Source organism: Citreicella sp. C3M06 (assembly GCF_018860705.1).
Taxonomy (GTDB): domain Bacteria; phylum Pseudomonadota; class Alphaproteobacteria; order Rhodobacterales; family Rhodobacteraceae; genus Salipiger.
Genome location: NZ_JAHKQA010000041.1, coordinates 142,255 through 161,640, shown reverse-complemented (window position 1 = coordinate 161,640; position 19,386 = coordinate 142,255). Strand labels below are relative to the sequence as shown.

The following is a 19,386-nucleotide window of genomic DNA, read 5'->3' as shown; positions in this document are numbered from 1 at the left end:
TGATTGCGCTAACTTTGACCTGTGTCCTATTCCCTGCCGTTTTCAGCGTGCTAAAGCGGTCTGGCCGGTGGTGGAGGCCGCTGGTGGACGGTGGCTCATTGCCGTTCTGAACAACAGACTGCGGCGCTCGCCGCAGCTACAGGAGCTTGGCAGATGACATTTGGACGGGTGAACCCGGCATTCCGGCTGGAAGATCAAGGGATCGAAGGGCTGGGCAATGTCTACTACAACCTTACCGAGCCGGCGCTGATCGAGGCCGCCCTCAAGAAGGGCGAGGGGACTCTCGGCAAGGGCGGCGCGTTCTACGTCACCACCGGCAAGTACACCGGCCGGTCGCCGCAGGACAAACACGTGGTCAAAAGCCCGTCGACGGTCGACAACATCTGGTGGGAAAACAATCGGGAAATGTCGGAAGAGGGGTTCGACAACCTGTACGCCGATATGCTCGAGCACATGAAGGGCAAGGACTACTACGTTCAGGATCTGGTCGGCGGCGCCGATCCGGCCTATTCGATCAAGGTCCGCATGGTGACCGAACTGGCATGGCACGGGCTGTTCATCCGCCACATGCTGCGCCGCCCCGACCGGGACGCGCTGGATGATTTCCTTGCCGAATACACCATCGTCAACTGCCCGACGTTCAAGGCGGATCCCGAAAAGCACAATTGCCGCACCGATACGGTGATCGCGCTGAACCTCGACAAGAAGATGGTTCTGATCGGCGGCACCGAATACGCTGGCGAGAACAAGAAATCCGTGTTCACGCTGCTGAATTACATCCTGCCGCTCAAGGGCATCATGGCGATGCATTGCTCGGCCAACCACGCGCCCAACAACCCGGTCGACACTGCCGTGTTCTTTGGCCTGTCGGGCACTGGCAAGACCACTCTGTCGGCCGATCCCGAGCGCGTGCTGATCGGCGATGACGAACATGGCTGGTCGGATCGCGGCACCTTCAATTTCGAAGGCGGCTGCTATGCCAAGACCATCAGCCTGTCGCCCAAGGCCGAGCCGGAAATCTATGCCACCACGTCGAAATTCGGCACCGTGATCGAGAACATGATCTTCGATCCGGAGACCTTCGAGCTCGATTTCGAGGACGACAGCCTGACGGCCAACATGCGCTGCGCCTATCCGCTGGAGTATATCTCCAACGCGTCCGCTACGGCACTTGGCGGGCATCCCAAGAACATCATCATGCTGACCTGCGATGCCTTCGGCGTGCTGCCGCCCATCGCGCGGCTGACCCCGGCGCAGGCGATGTACCACTTCCTGTCGGGCTTCACCTCCAAGGTGGCGGGCACCGAGCGCGGCGTCACCGAGCCTCAGCCGACCTTCTCGACCTGCTTCGGCGCTCCCTTCATGCCGCTGCGCCCCGAGGTCTATGGCAACCTGCTGCGCGACAAGATCGCCAAGCATGGCGCGACCTGCTGGCTGGTGAACACCGGCTGGACCGGCGGCGCCTATGGCACCGGCCACCGCATGCCGATCAAGGCCACCCGTGCGCTGCTGCATTCGGCGCTGAACGGCTCGCTGTCGAAGGCAGAGTTCCGCAAGGACCCGAACTTTGGCTTCGAAGTGCCGGTCGACGTGGAAGGCGTGCCCGAGCTGCTGCTCGATCCGCGCCGCACCTGGTCCGACAAGGGTGCCTTCGATGCGCAGGCCGCGAAGCTGGTGAAGATGTTCGCTGACAACTTCGAGCAATACGTGCCCTACATCGACGAAGACGTGAAGGCCGCCGCAATCGGCTGAACCTCCCCGGCTTGAAAACGATCGGAAACGCCCGCCCGACAAGGCGGGCGTTTTCCTTTTTGGCCCGGGTGCGCTAAGGCTGCAGCGTAGCCCGTGCCCCGGAGGTGCCCATGTTCGCCCGTGCTTGTTTGCTCATGTTTGTTGCCGCGCCCGCATTGGCCGCCCCGGCCGGCTCTTATGCCAATGATCCCGTGGTGTTGATCGACTATGGGGTAATCTGTCAGGTCACCTCGAACGGCAGCCGCCCCGCGCCCGAGACCCTGATGGGCGAAATCAACCTGATCGACCAGACCCGCGATATGGATCTGACCACGCGCGTTGTGCCCGCCAAGGCTGGCATCAGCTTTGGCGTCAAGTTCGCTGGCGCGCCGGGGGTAGGGGGGCAGCCCGTGACCGTGGTGGTCGAGCACCCGCCGATGGGCGAGGCTGGCATCACCCGCGAAAGCTGGGCGGCCGAGCTGACCGAGGGCAGCAGCCTCAACCTCTTCACCTTCGAATTTCCCTACGAGATGGTCCCCGGCGACTGGTCGATGTCGCTCGAGGCGGATGGCACCCGCCTGATGGAGCAGCATTTCGAAGTGGTGAGCGAGCTTGCAGCGCCTGCGGTGCTGTCGGTCTGTTACGGTCAGGATTTTCTGTCCTAGTTGCGTTCACCTCCTGTTCCCTATATGTTTTCCACATATCCACAGGCGGCTCTTGCGTAGAATCACGAGGCATCCACAACTTATTGCGTTGTCCACAAATATTTCGCTTTACAGCAATAGGGCCACACAGGCACGATATGTGGTAAGGAGTTGGTAACCAATCCCAGCCCCTAGAGCAGCAAGCAAGCCATGGGGCGCTGCCACGTCCATGGCTGCAAGAGAACAAAAGAGGTGGCGCATGGCACTGTCCGAAGACTACCTGGGTGATGAACTTCATCCCATCGACATCGTCGAGACCCTCGCCGAATACCATGACTGGGATTTCGACCGCGTGGCCGAAGACCAGATCGCCATGGCGGTCGAAGGTCAGTGGCGCACCTATTCCATCACCCTCGCATGGTCGCCCTTTGACGAGACGCTGCGGATGATCTGTTCTTTCGAAATGGAACCGCCGCAGCAGGCGATGCCGGTTCTGTACGAAGGGCTGAACCTTGCCAATGATCAATGCTGGGCCGGGGCATTCAGCTATTGGGCCGAGCCAAAGCTGATGGTCTACCGCTACGGCCTCGTGCTGTCGGGCGGGCAGGTCGCCAGCCCCGATCAGATCGACACGATGATCAGCACGGCTGTGACAGCATCGGAACGCTATTACCCGGCGTTCCAGCTGATCTGCTGGGCTGGCAAATCCGCCCCTGAGGCGATCAAGATCGCCATTGCTGAAGCCTACGGGCGGGCCTGATCTGCGGGCTGGACCGCTCGCCTGAATGGTGAAAAGCTCCTCTCTGAGGCAACTCTGGGAGGAGACCATGAACTATCTGACATCCGCTGTGGCGCTGGTGCTGGTGCTGGCAAGTGCAGCCCCGGCGCTGGCGCAGCAAGGCGATAGCGCTTGCACCGCGCTGCGCGATACGGTGATCGACGGCGCGCAGATTGGCTCGGCGCGGGTGATGCCCGCGCAGGGCGCTGCGCCCGCCTATTGCGAGATCCGCGCCACCGCCCGCCCAGCCATTTCCATCGAGATCCGCCTGCCGATGACCGGCTGGAACGGCGGCTATTACCAAGCCGGCTGCGGTGGCTTCTGCGGCATTCTGGGGCGTGCCGATGCGGGCGCGTCCTGGGTCAATGCCATGCGCCCGGGGCTGGAGCGCGGCTACGCCACCGCCACCTCTGACAGCGGTCACCTTGGCCTGTCGGTCACCGATGGCAGCTGGGCGATGGGCAACCCGGGGGCCGAACGCGACTGGGGCTGGCGTTCGATCGGCGAGACGCACCGCGTCGCGCAGGCGCTGATCGGCGCCTTCTACGACGGCGCAGCCGAGCGCGCGATCTTTCAGGGCTGTTCCACCGGCGGACGCATGGCGCAGGTCGCGGCGCAGCGTTATCCCGAGATGTTCGACGGCATCATCTCGGGCGCGCCCGCGATGGATTACACCGGGCTTGTCGGCGTCAAGATGCCGATGTTGATACAGGCCAACACCGACGCGGATGGCAATCAGATCCTCGGGCCGGGCGAGGCCACGCTGATCGGCGATGCGGTGTTGGCACAATGCGACGGCGTCGACGGCGCGACGGATGGGCTGATCGCCGACCCGCGCGCCTGCAAGATCGACCTCTCGGCGCTCGCCTGTACCGGCGATGACAGCGCGGAATGCCTGTCGGGCGACGAAATGGCCACCTTGGCGAAATGGCGCGAGGGACCGCGTAGCGCCGACGGCACCCAGCTTTACCCCGGCGGCATCCCCGAAGGATCGGAGCCGTTCTGGTGGCTTTGGCTCACCGGCAACGGGCAGGGCGGGGGCCAGCTGGTCAACGCCTTCGCAGGCGATTTCGGGCGCTACATGGCCTATCCGCTCGACCCCGGCCCGGACTGGACGCCGCTTGATTTCGATCCCGAAACCGATCCGGCGCGGATGGCGGCGCTGGCCGAGGTCTATAACGGCGACAATCCAGACCTGTCGGCGTTTCGCGATGCGGGCGGCAAGATGATCGTCTGGCACGGCTGGGCGGACAGCATCGTCACGCCTTACAAGACGGTGGACTGGTACGAAAAGGCCGCTGCGCAGGCGGGCGGCGAGGCGGCGCTGAAAGACACGGTTGCGCTGTTCATGCTGCCGGGGCTTGATCATTGCGGCATCCTGCCGGGGCCGGGCGGCATCAATGCCGATGCGCTCGATCCGATGACCCCGCTCGAGGCGTGGCTTGACGGCGGCGCGGCCCCGATGTCGATCATGGCCGAGTGATCCGCCGGCGAGGCCGCGCCCATGCATGGCCTCGCCGCTTGCAACCCGGCGCCCTCCGCGACAGATTGGCCGCGAACATCAGGAGACGTGACGACATGAAAGACGGAGAGATCGCACGCAGGGGGCTCGTGCTTCTCGGATGCGGCAAGATGGGCTCGGCGATGCTTGAGGGCTGGCTGGCGCGCGGGCTTCCCGCGTCTTCTGTGTTCGTGAACGAGCCGTACCCGTCGGACTGGCTCAAGGCACAGCGCGTGGTGCTGAACAAGGATCTGCCGCAGGATCCCGCCATCGTGTTGATCGCGGTCAAGCCGCAGATGATGGCCGAGGCGCTGCCCTCGCTGATCCCCTATGGCAACGGCACGACGCTGTTCCTGTCGGTGGCTGCCGGGGTGACCATCGCCAATTACGAAAAATCGCTGGGCGAGGAAACGCCGGTGATCCGCGCCATGCCCAACACCCCTGCTGCCGTGGGGCAGGGCATCACCGCGATCATCGGCAATGCCAGCGCCAGCGCCGCCCAGATGGATCAGGCCGAAGAGCTGCTCAGCGCCGTCGGCGAGGTTGTGCGGCTAGAGGACGAGGCGCAGATGGACGCGGTGACCGGGGTCAGCGGCTCTGGCCCGGCCTATGTGTTCCACATGATCGAATGCCTCGCCGCGGCTGGCGAGGCCGAAGGGCTGGCCCCCGAGCTGGCCTTGCAACTGGCGCGGGCAACCGTTGCCGGGGCTGGGGCGCTTGCCATGCAATCGGGCATCGCACCGGGCGAGCTGCGCAGAAACGTAACGTCGCCCAACGGCACGACGCAGGCCGGGCTCGAGGTCTTGATGAACGACGACAGCGGCCTGCCGCCGCTGGTCCGGGCCACGGTGGCGGCTGCGGCAAACCGCTCGCGGGAGCTTGCGAATGGCTGAGATCACCTACGACGATTTTGCCAAGGTCGATATTCGCGTCGGCCGGGTGATCCGGGCCGAACCCTTCCCCGAGGCGCGCAAACCTGCGATCAAGCTCTGGATCGATTTCGGCCCCGAGATTGGCGAAAAGAAATCCTCGGCGCAGATCACCGCGCATTACACGCCCGAAGCGTTGGCCGGGCGGCAGGTCATGGCGGTGACCAATTTCCCAGCTCGTCAGATCGGGCCGTTCATGTCGGAATGCCTTGTGCTGGGGGTCATGGATGACGCGGGCGCCGTGGTGCTGGCTGGCCCCGAACAGGAGGTCCCGCTTGGGGCGCGGCTGCATTGAGCCCGCGCATCTTGATCGGGCGCAACCTGCCGCCAAGCGTCGTGGCGCAGGCGCGCAGCCTGTTCGATGTCGAGTATCGCGATCGCCCCGATCCGCTTGATGCGGGTGAACTTCGCGCCGCGCTGACCGACTACGACGGCGCGCTGGTGACGCTGGGGGACAGGTTCGATGCCAAGGTCTTTGCCGATGCCGGCGTGCCACGGGCAAAGATCCTTGCGAATTTCGGCATGGGGTTCAACCATATCGACACAGAGATCGCCCGCAGCGTCGGCATCACCGTGACAAACACCCCCGGCGCGGTGACCGACGCCACCGCCGACATCGCCCTGACGCTGATGCTGATGAGCTGCCGACGCGCCGCCGAGGGCGAGCGCCTCGTGCGTTCCGGGCAATGGCAGGGCTGGCACCCGGTGCAAATGCTGGGTCTGCACATGTCGGGCAAGACCGTCGGCATTCTCGGGATGGGTCGCATCGGTCAGGCCATCGCGAAACGCTGCCATTTCGGCTTCGGGATGCAGGTCTTTTACACCTCGCGCAGCGAAAAGACGCTAGATTTTCCGGCGGACTATTGCGCCGATGCGGTGGCGCTTGCGGCAGAGGTCGATGTGCTGGTGGTGTCGCTGGCGGCCAGCCCCGCGACCCATCACGCCGTCAGTGCCGAGGTCATCGGGGCGATGAAACCCACCGCCTATCTGGTGAACGTCGCGCGGGGCGACATCGTTGACGAGGCGGCGCTGACCGGGGCGCTAAAATCGCAGCGCATCGCTGGGGCGGGGTTGGATGTGTATGAAAACGAACCCGAGGTGCCCGAGGCGCTGCGCGCCTTGGACAACGTGACCCTGCTGCCGCACCTTGGCACCTCGGCGCTGGAAGTGCGCGAAGACATGGGCCGCATGGCGGTGGAAAACCTGCGCGCCTTCTTTGCGGGCGAGCCGGTGCCGAACCCGGTCTAGTCTTCGATCCGGCGGGCCTCGTCGATCAGCATCAGGGGGATCCCGCCCTGAATCGGATAGGCAAGGCCCGCACCCCGGCTGATCAGCTCGGAGCGCGCGGCACTGTATTCCAGCGTGTCCTGAGTCACCGGGCAGACCAGAATTTCAAGCATCCGGCGGTCGAATTCCACTGGGCGCTCGGGGCGCTCGGTCGGCTGGGTGTCGGTCATTGCAGCTTGTCCTCTGTGCCACCGCCCCGCAGGGCGAATTCGATCAATGTAACCAGCGTCTCGCGGCGTGTGCTGAGTGAGGGCGCCTCCAGCAGCGCCTGCTTGTCTTCGGGGGCAAGGTCGAGCAGCATCGACAGCGAATTCACCAGAAGCTCGTCATCGGCATCCTTGAGCGAGCCCCAGTCGGCATCCAGCCCGCGCAGGTGAAAGAAACGATCCAGCGTCGCAAGAAACGCATCCCGGTCGAACCCGGCATCATGTTCGGTGCCGGCCTTGTCCCGCTCGAACCCATCCCAGTTGACCTTGCAGCGGCGATAGGGGCTGAAGCCGTCGATCTCTTCAAGAATGCGGAACCGCGACAGTCCGAAAAGCGTGACCATGTAGCGCCCGTCTTCGGTTTCCGAAAACTGGGTGACCCGCCCGGCGCAGCCAATGCGGTGCAGCCCGGTGCCGCCGTCTTTCTCGGCCATCTTGTCCGGCTGGATCATGCCGATCAGCCGGGTATCGGTCTTGAGCGCATCGTCGAGCATCGCGAGGTACCGCGGCTCGAAGATATGCAGGGGCAGCCGGGCGCGCGGCAGCAGCAGCGCACCGGGCAGGGGGAAAACCGGGATGATATCCGGCAGATCAAATCGTCTGGACATGAGATGCCAGCTAGCTCGCGCCGCGCGTCAGGCAAATATCATCGAGCTGAGTTTGCGCCGACCGTTCAGTACCACCGGATCGTTCGGTTTCAGCGCATCGAAAATGGTGAAGAGCTGGGTCTTGGCAGCGCCGTCGTTCCACTCGCGCTCGCGGCGGAAGATTTCGAGCAGCTGGTCCACCGCGCCCTGTGCATCGCCCTTGGCATACAGCGCCTGAGCAAGGTCGAACCGGGCCTGATGGTTGGCCGGGTCGGCCTCGACCGCGGCGCTCAGCTCGGCGACGGGGCCGGCGTTTGCGGCCTGCTTTGCCAGTTCAAGCATGGCATGTGCGGCGTCAAGTTCGGGCGCCTTGCTGATCTCGACAGGGGCGCCGTTGAGGATCGCCTCGGCCTGGTCGAGATCCCCCATCTCGATATGCGCCCGCACGAAACCGGCATAGGCGCGCGCGTTCACCGGATCTTCTTCGAGGATCGCGGCAAAGGTCTGCGCCGCATCGGTTGCCGCGCCCTGCTCGAGCATTTCCTCGGCGGCCTCGACGGCAGCATCAAGCCCGCCAGAGGCATCGCCGCCCGACGCTTCGATCACCCGCGCGACAAAGGCCTTCAGTTCGCTTTCGGGAACCGCGCCCTGAAATGCGTCGATCGGCTGGCCTTTGTAAAAGGCATAGACCGTGGGAATCGACTGGATGCGCAGCTGCGAGGCGATCATCTGGCTTTCGTCGACATTGACCTTGGCCATGACGACGGCGCCCTTGGCTTCGGTCACGGCCTTTTCCAGCGCCGGTCCCAGCGTCTTGCACGGGCCGCACCACGGTGCCCAGAAATCGACGATGACCGGCACCTGCTGGCTGCGGTCGACGACCTCGGCCATGAAATCGGCCTCGGTCACGTCCTTGATCAGGTCCTGTGCAGGCGCTGCTGCCTGTCCACCAAGTTCGAGCATATCACATTCCTCCGCTGCTGGCGGTCATATCCGAATGACAGATGGCGCATGAACGGCTGGGTTGCAAGGGTGCTAGGCGGCGTCGCGGCGCCGTATCTGGGCCCAGATCGGCAGGTGATCCGACGCAAGACGGGCGAGATGCCCGGTTTCGACCCCCATCGCTTCGACGGTTAACCCCGCGCCATGGGCAAGCCCGTCCAGCGCGGCGACGGGGCGGCGGGCGTGATAGCTGCGCCCCGGCAGGCACAGGGTGAACACGTTTTCCCACGGCTCGTAGCCGCGCACGTCGGACCATTCGTTGAAATCCCCGGCGATCAGCGCGTTGGGCTCGCACCCCCGGAGATAGTCGCGGATCTTGGTCATCTGAAGCAACCGATAGCGCCGCATCAGCCCCAGATGGGTGCCGACAAGGGTCATGCCGCCGACCTCGACCAGCACCGCGCCGCGCGGCTCCAGCCCCGGAAGGGCAAGCCGCTTGCTGCGCTTGCAGACCAGCCCCTTGCGCAGCAGCACCGCGTTGCCATGCCAGCCGATGCTGACGTCATTCACCGCAAGATCGGCGATCTGATAATCGGTCTCTTGCGAAATCAGGAACCGTGGCAGCGCGGTGGGGCGGGGGCCGAGCCGCAGATCGGCCTCCTGCAGCAGTGCCACATCTGCGTCGATGCCGTTCAGAACCGACAGAATGCGTGCCGGATCGCGCCGCCGGTCGGTGCCAAGCGCCTTGCGGATATTGTAACTTACGATCTTCACGCGCCCTCCTAGAGCACCGGTGCCAGCAGTCGCGCCAGCCGCGCCCCGGCCCGCAGCCACAGCGGCTGCCCATCGATCGGGGTTGTCAGTTCTGTTGCGTGGGTGAAATCCGTTTCAAGCATTTGCGCCATCGCGCCCGCGAAGGGCATGTCGAACACCGTCACCATCGTTTCGAAATTCAGCCGGAACGAGCGGTTGTCGAGGTTCGCCGTCCCGACCCCGGCCAGATGATCATCTACCAGAAACAGTTTCTGATGCATGAATCCGGGCTGATAGCGCAGGATCTTGACCCCGGCCAGCCGCAGCTCGTCGAAATAGGAAAAAGCCGCCAGCCATGTCAGCCAGTGATCGCGCCCCTCGGGCAGCAGGATGCGCACATCGCACCCCCGCAGCGCCGCCGATTTCAGCGTGGCCAGCACCTCGCCATCGGGCACGAGATAAGGCGTGGCGATCCAGACCCGGTCCTGCGCCAATGTGATCGCGGTGACGAAATACAGCGACCCGGTGTCCAGCTCGTCAACCGGCCCCATCGGCACCACCACTACATCGGCGCCGTGCGCTTCGGGTTCGGGCATCCAGAACAGCCGCGTTCCCAGCGCCTCGTTGGTCGCCCAGTGCCAGTCTTCGACGTAAGACAGCTGCAGCTGCGCCACGGCGGGGCCTCGCAGATGCAGGTGGGTATCGCGCCACAGCCCGAATTTTTCGTTCAGCCCGCGATAGGTGTCGGACATGTTGAGCCCGCCGGTGAAGCCTTCGATGCCATCCACGATCACCGTCTTGCGGTGGTTGCGAAAGTTCAGTTGCAGCCGCGAGGTCGGCCCGGTGGCGCCCTTGGGGTCGACCACCACGATCCCGGCCTCCTTGAGTCGCTTGATGTAGCCTTTGTCCAGTCCGTAGCTGCCGACCCCGTCATAGATCAGCCGCACATCGACGCCGCGCGCCGCGGCGGCGATCAGCCGTTCGGCCAGCGCCGCGCCGGTGCTATCGGCGACCAGCGTGTAATATTGCACGAGCACATAGCTTTGCGCCCGGTCAATGGCGTCGTGGATGGCGGCAAAGGTCTCGTCGCCATCGACCAGCAGGCGCAGCTTGTTGCAACCGGTCACCGGCATCTCGGCCAGCCGTTCAAAGGCCTCCTGACCGGGGTGGCGCTCGGCTGGCGCGACCTCGCAGGCGTAGCCGGCGAATTTCTTCATGACCTGATGGCTGATGCGGCGACGTTTCTTGTAGCCGTGCAGCTTGTCATGGCCAAAGAACAGATAGGCCGGGATGGCAAACCATGGCGCGGCCAGCAGAAAGGTCACCCATGCGGCAGAGCCTTGCGGCGTGCGCGCATTGGCCAGCACGCGCCAGATGGCGACGGCCACCGCAAGCGGCAACAGGATGGCCGCGGCAAGAGACCAGAGAATATCCAGATTGGCGAACATGCACAGAGCTTTCCTTGGGGCATCTCTCAACGAGAGGCGGGCGCGTGGGGTTCCGGGTCACGATCTGCGTCTGGGCAGTGTGACAGCCTGAGCGCCGAAGGCCAGTGCTTGCGCAATGCCCTTTGGTCCCTGCAAATGTGCGGCCCTGTGCGCGCTACAGATCGAAGGTCGCGAACACCGGTGCGTGGTCGGACGGTTTCTCCCAGCCCCGCGCCGCGCGCAGGACGCGGCTGCCATGCGCCGCTGCGGAAATATCCGGCGTTGCCCAGACGTGATCGAGCCGCCGCCCCTTGTCGGCCGCGTCCCAGTCGCGGGCACGATAGGACCACCACGAATACAGCTGCCCCGAGGGGATATCCTGCCGGGTGATGTCGACCCACGCCCCGGCGTTCTGGGTTTCGCCCAGTGCCTCGACCTCGATGGTGGTGTGCGACACCACCTTCAACAGCGCCTTGTGCGACCAGACGTCATCCTCGCGCGGGGCGATGTTCAGATCGCCGACAAGGATCGCCTTGCGCGGCGCTTCGGCGTGGAACCAGTCGCGCATCTCCGACAGGTAATCCAGCTTCTGCCCGAATTTCTCGTTGACCTCGCGGTCGGCCACGTCGCCCCCGGCGGGCACGTAGAAGTTATGCACCGTCACGCCGTTTTCCAGTTCGGCGGCGACATGGCGGGCATGGCCAAGCCCCGCGAAATCCCGGCTGCCAGCATCGCGCAGGGGCAGTTTCGACAGGATCGCCACGCCGTTGTAGCCCTTTTGCCCCCGCGCCACGATATGGGCATAGCCAAGCGCCCGGAACGTCTCGAGCGGGATCTTGTCGACCGGGCTTTTGCATTCCTGCAGGCACAGCACATCCGGCGCCTCTTGTTCGAGCAACTGGCAAACCAGCGGTTCGCGCAGGCGGACAGAGTTGATGTTCCATGTGGCGAGGGTGAAGGGCATGGCGGTCTCCTGTGTGGGGGCCGTGATCGCACCCGGAGGGCTGGGGTGCAAGCCTCAGAGCGCCAGTACCAGCATCAGGATCGACAGCGTCAGCACCCCGATGCCCGCCAGTTCGCGCCGCGTCACCCGCTCGTGGAAGAACAGCACCGAGGCGGCGAGCGAAAAGATCAGCTCGACCTGACCAAGCGCCTGCACATAGGCGGCGGTCTGCAAGGTGAAGGCGGTGAACCACGAGATACTGCCCAGCATCGAGCTTAGCCCCAGCCATACCGCCACCCGGCGCGCCGACCAGACGGCGGCGATCTGCCCCGGCTCGCGCCAACGCAGCCATAGCGCCATGGCGATGACCTGAGACAGCACGACGCAGACATAGGTCACGGCGGCGCGCATCACCGGGTCTTCGGAGCCGATCTGCAACGAGGCCGCACGATAGCCCACCGCCGAGAAGGCAAAGAACAACCCCGAGGCCAGCCCCAGCGCCACCGCCCGACTGGCCATGCGGCGCAGCAGCGATCCCGGCCCCGGCGTATCCGACAGCAGCAGCACGCCGAGCAAGCCGATCAGGATTGCGCCCCAGCCTGCCAGCGAAATCGTCTCGTGCAGCAGCACAAGGCCCAGCAGGGCGGTCTGGATCACCTCGGTCTTCTTGAAAGTGATGCCAACCGCGAAATTGCGCTGCTGAAACAGCGCCACGACGCAGATCGTTGCAAGGATCTGCCCCAGCGCGCCAACCCAAGCATAGGCCCAGAACGCCGGGGGCAACTGTGGCCACGGCTGCCCGCTATGCAGCATCCACGCGCCAAGGAATAGCAGCGCGGGCGGCAGCGCATAGGCAAAGCGCGCAAAGGTCGAGCCGGTCGCGCTGAGCGCACCCATGCTGAGCACCTTGTGCAGCATGAAGCGCAAGGTCTGGAAGAAGGCGGCAAAGAGGGTGACGGTGATCCACAGCTCCATATGCGCAGCCTTAGAATCCTTTGCGGGGAAATGACCAGTGCGAATGCAGGCAAAAGAAAAGCCGACGCCAAATGGGGATACGTGGCGCCGGCTTCGGTACAAAATGAACTGCTATAGGCGCCCACTCACTTGCGCCGGTAAATAACTCGCTAAAACAACAGAGATCCGGGGGAGATTATGACGGGACATCGCGACCTCCCTCGGATGACGTTCTATAATCTCGCACAAGTTCGCCGACAGGGAAATTCGCAGGATTACCTGCGTAGATTTGCCTATGCCGCCGGTTATATGCGCCGAAGCGGCGCCAGCGCGACCACCGGGCCGGTTGCGCGCCCCTGCGGAGAGCCGCCCGCGGGCTCGTCGGTGATCGCCAGCGTGGCGCCCGCCATCAGCGCGCGCAGATCGTCGGGGATCGGCATGGCCGCGGCGCCAGAGCGCGGCATCACGCCCAGCGACACCGGCGCGGCCTCGCCCGCGATCAGCCACAGTTCGAAATCGCGCCCCTGCTGCGGGGCGTCGCCGCCGACCGAGACACGCATTTCGCCGCGCTGCTCATCATAAAGCGCCGCAAGACGCACCTGCCCGTCGCTCGACACAAGATCCGAGATCCACAGCGGCCCTTGCTGGCGTTGCATCGGCGCGCCAAACCACAGCACCGCGCCAAGCAGCAGCGTCGAGAGCCCGCCGGCAAAGCCGAACCACGCCCATGCTGGGCGCTTTGGCGGGGCGAACAGGCGGTCTTCCAGCGCCTCCCACGCAAGGGCAGGGGGCGCTTCGGGGGGGATCTCGGCCAGCATCGGATCGAGCCGCAGCTCCCAGCGGGCGATTTCGGCGGCAAAGGCGCTGTCGCTGCGCATCCGTGCCTCGATGGCGCTGCGTTCGGCGCGATCCATCGCGCCCAGCACGTATTCGCCCGCAAGCGCGATATCGTCGTCAGACAGCATCATGCGACCGGCGCGAGGCAATCGCGCAATTGCAAGAGGCCCCGGCGCAGCCATGTGCGCATGGTGTTCAGCGGCACATCATAGCGCTGCGACAGATCAAGATAGGTTTCGCCCTCGACATAGGCGAGGCGGATCGCCTCGGCGCGTTCGGGCACCAGCCGGCCAAGGCAGTCGTCTATGCGCCGCCCGTCGTCGCTGGTGATCGCCTGCGCTTCGGGGCCGGGCGCCGGATCGGCCAGTTCGCGTGCAGAGTCCAGCCCGTCATAGCGCGCCTTGCGCTGGCGCAGCCGGTCGATGGCGTGATTGCGCGCCACCGCGTTCAGCCATGCCGACGGGTTGCCGACCGTCGTAGCGAAGCGGTCCGCCCCGTGCCAGATCTTGACGAAGATTTCCTGAAGCGCGTCCTCGGCCTCGCGCCGGTCGCGCAGCAGGCGCAGGCAGATGCCGAACAGCTTCGGCGCGCAGGCATCATGGAGCGCACGAAACGCCGCGCGGTCGCGCAGGGCGATGCGCGCCAGCAAATGCGACAGCTCTTCGGAGGGGAGGTTGGGCAAGGCTCTCTGGCTGTTAACAGGGCGCGAAGAAAGCTGAAACTATTTCCGCGCGAATGTCGTCTCTATGACCGTGACCATGGCAGAGCGAGGCAGACGTGACAACCGGGCGTATCAGAACAGCGATCATTGGCAGCGGCATTTCGGGACTGACAAGCGCGTGGTTGCTTGCCCCACATCAGGACGTGACAATCTTTGAGGCTTCCTCTCGCCCTGGCGGCCATGCCCGCACCCGGCAGGTGGATGGCATCGCCGTCGACACCGGTTTTATCGTGTGCAACCGGCGCACCTATCCGCTGTTCATCCCGCTGCTGGAACATCTGGGCGTCGAGCTGGCGGACAGTGACATGAGCTTTGCCGCCAGCTTTCAGGGCGGCAAGCTGGAATATGGCACCACGAAAGCGCTGGATATGTTCGCGCAAAAGCGCCGCCTGCTTGACCCGGCGCATTGGCGGATGATCCGCGACACGCTGCGGTTCTTCAAGCAGGCGCACGGCTCGGTGCGCAGCGGCGAAAGCATCGGCGCGCTGCTGGAGCGGCTGGGGCTGGGGGACACGTTTCGCGACCGCTTCCTGATGCCGATCTCGGGCGCGATCTGGTCGACCCCCACGCGCGAGATGGCGGATTTCCCCGCCGCCGCCTTCATCGACTTCTTCGAGAACCACGGCCTGCTGAGCGTTGACGATCAGCCGCAATGGCTGACGGTGCGCGGCGGCTCGGCCCGCTATGTCGAGGCTTTGCTGGCCGCCACCGATGCAAGGCTGCGATTGTCCTGCCCGGTGGGGTCTGTCCTGCGCGAGGCGGGGGCCATCACCGTCGCCAGCGCCGCCGGCAAGGAGCGCTTTGACCGGGTGGTGTTTGCGACCCACGCCCCGCAGGCGCTGGCCATTCTGGAGGGCACCGATGCGCAGGAACGCGACATCCTGTCGGGTTTCCGCACCGAGCCGAACCGCATGGTGCTGCATTCCGACATATCTTTTTTGCCGAAGACCCGTAAAATATGGTCATCTTGGAATTACGTCACCGATGCCGCGCCGGGCCCGTCGGACCGGCCCATCAGTCTGAGCTACTGGATGAACCGCTTGCAGCCGCTGGGAGCCGATAAGCCTCTGATCGTGACACTGAACCCGGAGCGCGAGCCGGCGCAGATTCATGACGAGGCGATCCTGTATCACCCGCAGTTCGATGCCGTCAGCGCACAGGCGCAGGCACGCCTGCCGCAGATCCAGGGCCGCGGGGGCGTGCATTTCGCCGGCGCATGGACCCGTTACGGCTTTCACGAAGACGGCGTGCTGTCGGCGCTGCGCGTGGCGCAGGACATGGGGCTCGACTGGCCGCTCGGCCCCGACCCTTGGGCCGAAGAGCGCATCGCGCCCGCCCCGATCCTGGAGGCGGCGGAATGACCGACCTGTGGAACGGCGCGCTGATCGACGGGCGGATCTGGCATGCCCGCTCTGGCGACATCCGCCGCGAATTCCGCTACAAGGCCCAGTATCTTGCGCTGCCTTTGCAGGCCTTCGAAGACCAGCGCCTGCCGATCCAGCCCGACAGGCGCGGCTTGTGGACGGTGCGTCGGCGCGATCATGGTGCGCGCGATGGCTCTTCGCTGGTGGCGTTCATCCGCGCCCAGCTGGCCCCCATCGGGCTGGCGCAGTGCGACGTCACTCTTGTGACCCTGCCGCGCAGTCCGTGTTACGGCTTCAACCCGGTCAGCTTCTGGCTGGCCCGCGACGCGGCCGGGCTGCGCGCGGTTCTGGCCGAAGTGTCCAACACCTTTGGCGAGCATCATTTCTATTTGTGCCATCACGATGACAACCGCCCCATCGCCCGATCCGACCGGATCACCGGGCGCAAGGTCTTTCATGTCTCGCCGTTTCTGCCGCGCGAGGGGGCCTATGTGTTCCGCTTCGATCCCGGCCCTGACAGGTTCGGGGCCTGGGTCGACTGGATCGGCGAGAACGGCGAGATTCGCCTGAAAACCGCGCTGTCCGGTTCCGCCCGCCCGCTGACGGCCCCGCGCCTGTCGCGCGCCGCATGGCGGCACGCCTTTCAATCGCAAAGAGTGATGGCGCTGATCCTCTGGCAGGCGGCAAAGCTTGTCCTGCGCGGGGTCCAAATTAGATCAAAACCTGCGCAGCTGACAGAGCGTCGCTCGGAGGCCACGGAGGAGGTGGAACGCAATGTTTGAACGCAAGATGAAAAGCAAGCTTCTGGGCTGTCTCGAAAAGGTCCGCTACGGGCGGCTTGCCCTGACCTTGCCGGACGGCATCACCCATGTCTTCGAAGGCCCCGAGCCGGGTCCGCAGGCTGAAATGATCGTCAATGACTGGCGCGCGGTGATCGCCACCGCCGCCAAGGGCGATATCGGCCTGACCGAAGCCTACCGTGACGGCTGGTGCGACAGCCCCGACCTTGCGGCCTTCCTTGCCTTCGGGCTGCGCAACGAAGACACCGTCGAGCCGTACCTCTATGGGAACCCGTTGCAATCGCTGGTGATCCGGGCGCTGTACCTGTTCGACGCCAACACCCGGCGCGGATCAAAGCGCAACATTCAGGCGCATTACGATCTTGGCAATGATTTCTACAAGCTGTGGCTTGACGAGACGATGACCTATTCCTCGGCGCTCTACGCTCCCGAGGATGCGCAGGCCGCCGATCCGCTGATTTCCGCGCAGCATCGCAAGTATGATCGCATCATCGACGGGCTTGGCGCGCGATCGGGCCGGGTGCTGGAGATCGGCTGCGGCTGGGGCGGTTTTGCCGAGCGCGCGCTGGGGCGCGGCGATTTCGCTCCCAAGGGGCTGACGCTGAGCCATGAACAGGCGGCCTTTGCCAAAGCCCGCCTCGGGCAGGGGGCCGAGATTGCGCTTCAGGATTACCGCGACGAGCGGGGCCGCTACGATCACGTGGTGTCGATCGAGATGTTCGAGGCGGTGGGCGAGCGTTACTGGCCGACCTATTTCGGCAAGCTGCGCGAGGTGTTGTCGGACAAGGGTCACGCGATGATCCAGACCATCACCGTAGGCGACAATTATTTCGATCGCTACCGTCAGGGCGGCGACATGATCCGCAGCTTTGTGTTTCCGGGCGGGATGCTGCCGTCCCCGACGGCGTTCGAGGCGCAGGCGCAGCGCTCTGGCCTGCGGGTCGAGGATGCGCATGCCTTTGGCGCCGATTACGCCACCACCCTGCGCGACTGGCTGCGACGGTTCGAATCGCGGCTGAGCGAGGTCCGGGCGCTGGGCTTTGACGAGGGCTTCATCCGGGTCTGGCGCTTTTATCTTGCGGCCTGCATCGCCGCCTTCGATGCCGGGCGCACCAATGTCTATCAATACCGGCTGTCCCATGCCTGAGGCAGAACGCATCTGGATCGTCGGCGCATCGACCGGCATCGGTGCGCAGCTGGCGCGGGCCTATGCCCGGCGCGGGGCACGGCTGGTGCTGTCGGCGCGTTCCGAGGAACCACTGCAACAGCTCGCTGCGGAAATCGGCGGCGCCGAGGTGGTGACGGTGGATACCGCCGATCAGACCAGCCTTGATGCCGCTTCGGCGCAGATCGCGGCGGTGGGCAAGCTGGATCGCGCCATCAGCCTCGCCGCGCTTTACGATCCGGGCAAGGTGCTGGACATCGACCCCGACGCCGCCGCCAAGCTGGTCACGGTGAACCTGACCGGCGCGTTCCTGTTCGCCCGCGCCGCCGAGCCGCTGTTGCGCGATGGCGGCCAGCTGGCGATCACCGGGTCGGTCGCGGGCTATGTCGGGCTGCCGCAGGGGCAGATGTATTCCGCATCGAAAGCGGGCGTCATCAATCTGTGTGAGACGCTGCGCAACGAGCTAGCGCCGAGGGTCGATGTGCGGATGGTCTCTCCGGGGTTTGTTGATACGCGGCTAACGCAAAAGAACAGCTTCCAGATGCCCGGCCTGATGCAGCCCGAAGACGCCGCCGCGTGCATCGTCAAGGGGTTGGACAGGCGCGGATTCGAGGTGCATTTCCCGCGCCGCCTGACCTTGCCGCTGAAACTGCTGCGCCGGCTGCCCTATGCGCTGTCCTTGCCTCTGATGAAACGGCTGGTGTCGTGACCCGCCTGCTGGCGCCGCTGACCTTGCTGCTGAGCGCAAGCTTTGCCCTGTCGCCGATGATGAGCGGTGGGTTTGCCGGGTTCCGCTCGACCCAGTTTCCCGTGGTGCAGGCCCATGCCGCCGTGCAGCCGGTGGGCTGGGCGTTTGCGATCTGGGGGCCGGTGTTCCTTGGGCTGCTGCTCAGCGCTGGCTGGGGGCTTCTGAGGCATCGGCGCGACCCACACTGGCAGGCGATGCGCGCGCCGCTGATCGCCAGTCTCGGGATTGGAACGGTGTGGATCTGGGCGGCGAATTTCCAGCCGCTGCTGGCATCGGTGCTGATCCTGTTCATGGCGGCCTCGGCAATCGAGGCCTTGCTGCGCGCGCCCCGGTCCCGCGTCGCGCTGTGGCCGGTGGGGCTTTATGCCGGATGGGTGACATCGGTGGCCTGCGTCGCGGTGGGCGTGGTGTTGGGCGGCTACGGCGTGCTGGGCTCGCAAGGCGCGGCGCTGCTGTTGCTGTCGGCGCTGGGCGGGCTTGCGGCCGTGGTGCTCTGGCAGCGGCCGGGCGGGCTTGCCTTTGCGGGCGGGGTGGCTTGGGCCTACGCCGGGGTGATTGTCGCCAATCTTGATCCGCTCAACCCGGCGGTTCTGATGGTCTGCACCGCCGCGCTGTTGCTGCTGGCGGCGGTGCCGGTGCTGCGGCGGGTTCAGCCGTGAATCCAGCGCGTGATCGACACCCCGGCCCAGGCCGACACGCCGGTCAGCGCCGCGCCCCAGAGGCAATCGGTGATCACCTGAGACCAGCTCCAGCCCTTGAGCGTGGCGAGGTTGGTGAATTCGTAGGTGCCATAGCACATCAGCCCCAGCAACGCGCCGCCAAGCAGTGCTTGCACCGGGCGGCTTTCGGCCAGTGCCGGAACCGACACGAACCACAGCAGACCGACGATGTAGAACAGGTAGAACGCCGCCGCCGGACCAAGCCGCAGCGGATCGGCCATCATCTCGCCGACGTGGCGTTCGAAAATCGGCTTGATGATGGTGCTGATGCCGACCACGTCGATCGCCAGAAAGATCACCAGTGTACTGCCGTAAAGGGTAAGAAGTTGCATGTCGTGCCTCCGTTATCT

The 19,386-nt window shown here is 65.1% G+C and carries 22 protein-coding genes; 12 read left to right on the top strand and 10 right to left on the bottom strand.

Translation table 11 applies throughout. From position 1 onward, the window contains the following. Nucleotides 1-153 precede the first annotated feature (153 nt). From KO516_RS09125 to KO516_RS09095, 7 genes are all read left to right on the top strand, one after another. On the top strand, nucleotides 154-1,752 hold the full coding sequence (locus KO516_RS09125) for a phosphoenolpyruvate carboxykinase (RefSeq protein ID WP_216003475.1): 1,599 nt from the start codon (nucleotides 154-156) through the stop codon (nucleotides 1,750-1,752). Nucleotides 1,753-1,862: 110 nt separating this feature from the next. Next, complete coding sequence (locus KO516_RS09120) at nucleotides 1,863-2,396, top strand: DUF3859 domain-containing protein (protein WP_216003474.1); 534 nt, start codon at nucleotides 1,863-1,865, stop codon at nucleotides 2,394-2,396. Nucleotides 2,397-2,634: 238 nt separating this feature from the next. Further along, entirely contained in the window at nucleotides 2,635-3,135 is a 501-nt protein-coding gene (locus KO516_RS09115; RefSeq protein ID WP_216003473.1) for a YbjN domain-containing protein, read from the top strand. A 67-nt stretch (nucleotides 3,136-3,202) separates the two neighbouring features. Continuing rightward, nucleotides 3,203-4,636: a tannase/feruloyl esterase family alpha/beta hydrolase gene (locus KO516_RS09110; protein WP_216003472.1), complete on the top strand. Its 1,434-nt coding sequence runs from the start codon at nucleotides 3,203-3,205 to the stop codon at nucleotides 4,634-4,636. Nucleotides 4,637-4,731: 95 nt separating this feature from the next. Beyond that, nucleotides 4,732-5,547: a pyrroline-5-carboxylate reductase gene (gene proC / locus KO516_RS09105; protein ID WP_216003471.1), complete on the top strand. Its 816-nt coding sequence runs from the start codon at nucleotides 4,732-4,734 to the stop codon at nucleotides 5,545-5,547. Beyond that, a complete protein-coding gene (locus KO516_RS09100) occupies nucleotides 5,540-5,878 on the top strand; it encodes a tRNA-binding protein (RefSeq protein ID WP_216003470.1) in 339 nt (112 codons plus the stop codon). The genes proC and KO516_RS09100 overlap by 8 nt, the downstream gene beginning before the upstream one ends. Continuing rightward, nucleotides 5,875-6,831, top strand: a complete 957-nt coding sequence (locus KO516_RS09095) for a D-glycerate dehydrogenase (RefSeq protein ID WP_216003469.1) — start codon at nucleotides 5,875-5,877, stop codon at nucleotides 6,829-6,831. Before KO516_RS09100 ends, KO516_RS09095 begins: the two co-directional genes overlap by 4 nt. Here KO516_RS09095 and KO516_RS09090 read toward each other — a convergent pair. From KO516_RS09090 to KO516_RS09050, 9 genes are all read right to left on the bottom strand, one after another. Next, nucleotides 6,828-7,040, bottom strand: coding sequence for a Trm112 family protein (locus KO516_RS09090; protein ID WP_216003468.1), 213 nt, complete (start codon nucleotides 7,038-7,040; stop codon nucleotides 6,828-6,830). The genes KO516_RS09095 and KO516_RS09090 overlap by 4 nt on opposite strands. Beyond that, nucleotides 7,037-7,684 (bottom strand): LON peptidase substrate-binding domain-containing protein, encoded by a 648-nt coding sequence (locus KO516_RS09085; RefSeq protein ID WP_216003467.1) that lies wholly within the window; start codon nucleotides 7,682-7,684, stop codon nucleotides 7,037-7,039. The genes KO516_RS09090 and KO516_RS09085 overlap by 4 nt, the downstream gene beginning before the upstream one ends. Nucleotides 7,685-7,711: 27 nt before the next feature. After that, a complete protein-coding gene (trxA, locus tag KO516_RS09080) occupies nucleotides 7,712-8,626 on the bottom strand; it encodes a thioredoxin (protein ID WP_216003466.1) in 915 nt (304 codons plus the stop codon). Nucleotides 8,627-8,698: 72 nt separating this feature from the next. Further along, nucleotides 8,699-9,379 (bottom strand): endonuclease/exonuclease/phosphatase family protein, encoded by a 681-nt coding sequence (locus KO516_RS09075; RefSeq protein WP_216003465.1) that lies wholly within the window; start codon nucleotides 9,377-9,379, stop codon nucleotides 8,699-8,701. 8 nt (nucleotides 9,380-9,387) lie between these two features. Further along, nucleotides 9,388-10,806 carry a cardiolipin synthase gene (gene cls / locus KO516_RS09070; RefSeq protein ID WP_216003464.1) on the bottom strand — a complete coding sequence of 473 codons (1,419 nt, stop codon included), beginning with the start codon at nucleotides 10,804-10,806 and terminating at the stop codon, nucleotides 9,388-9,390. Nucleotides 10,807-10,960: 154 nt separating this feature from the next. Continuing rightward, entirely contained in the window at nucleotides 10,961-11,749 is a 789-nt protein-coding gene (locus tag KO516_RS09065) for an exodeoxyribonuclease III (protein WP_216003463.1), read from the bottom strand. Nucleotides 11,750-11,803: 54 nt separating this feature from the next. Next, nucleotides 11,804-12,703 (bottom strand): DMT family transporter, encoded by a 900-nt coding sequence (locus tag KO516_RS09060; RefSeq protein ID WP_216003462.1) that lies wholly within the window; start codon nucleotides 12,701-12,703, stop codon nucleotides 11,804-11,806. Nucleotides 12,704-12,987: 284 nt separating this feature from the next. Beyond that, entirely contained in the window at nucleotides 12,988-13,650 is a 663-nt protein-coding gene (locus KO516_RS09055) for an anti-sigma factor domain-containing protein (protein WP_216003461.1), read from the bottom strand. Continuing rightward, nucleotides 13,647-14,201: a sigma-70 family RNA polymerase sigma factor gene (locus KO516_RS09050; RefSeq protein WP_216003460.1), complete on the bottom strand. Its 555-nt coding sequence runs from the start codon at nucleotides 14,199-14,201 to the stop codon at nucleotides 13,647-13,649. The genes KO516_RS09055 and KO516_RS09050 overlap by 4 nt, the downstream gene beginning before the upstream one ends. Nucleotides 14,202-14,296: 95 nt before the next feature. Here KO516_RS09050 and KO516_RS09045 point away from each other — a divergent pair, with 95 nt between their 5' ends. Genes KO516_RS09045 through KO516_RS09025 form a run of 5 tightly spaced genes read left to right on the top strand, consistent with a single transcriptional unit; the run spans nucleotide 14,297 to nucleotide 18,976 of the window. Further along, nucleotides 14,297-15,601, top strand: a complete 1,305-nt coding sequence (locus KO516_RS09045; protein ID WP_371742056.1) for an NAD(P)/FAD-dependent oxidoreductase — start codon at nucleotides 14,297-14,299, stop codon at nucleotides 15,599-15,601. Next, nucleotides 15,598-16,386 carry a DUF1365 domain-containing protein gene (locus tag KO516_RS09040; RefSeq protein WP_216003459.1) on the top strand — a complete coding sequence of 263 codons (789 nt, stop codon included), beginning with the start codon at nucleotides 15,598-15,600 and terminating at the stop codon, nucleotides 16,384-16,386. Before KO516_RS09045 ends, KO516_RS09040 begins: the two co-directional genes overlap by 4 nt. After that, nucleotides 16,379-17,551, top strand: coding sequence for a cyclopropane-fatty-acyl-phospholipid synthase family protein (locus tag KO516_RS09035; protein ID WP_216003458.1), 1,173 nt, complete (start codon nucleotides 16,379-16,381; stop codon nucleotides 17,549-17,551). Before KO516_RS09040 ends, KO516_RS09035 begins: the two co-directional genes overlap by 8 nt. Beyond that, a complete protein-coding gene (locus KO516_RS09030; protein ID WP_216003457.1) occupies nucleotides 17,544-18,278 on the top strand; it encodes an SDR family oxidoreductase in 735 nt (244 codons plus the stop codon). Before KO516_RS09035 ends, KO516_RS09030 begins: the two co-directional genes overlap by 8 nt. After that, nucleotides 18,275-18,976 carry a hypothetical protein gene (locus tag KO516_RS09025; RefSeq protein WP_216003456.1) on the top strand — a complete coding sequence of 234 codons (702 nt, stop codon included), beginning with the start codon at nucleotides 18,275-18,277 and terminating at the stop codon, nucleotides 18,974-18,976. The genes KO516_RS09030 and KO516_RS09025 overlap by 4 nt, the downstream gene beginning before the upstream one ends. On the opposite strand, the gene KO516_RS09020 is transcribed toward KO516_RS09025, so the two are convergent. After that, a complete protein-coding gene (locus KO516_RS09020) occupies nucleotides 18,967-19,368 on the bottom strand; it encodes a DUF2177 family protein (RefSeq protein WP_216003455.1) in 402 nt (133 codons plus the stop codon). The two genes, KO516_RS09025 and KO516_RS09020, sit on opposite strands and share 10 nt — an antisense overlap. Nucleotides 19,369-19,386: the final 18 nt, after the last annotated feature.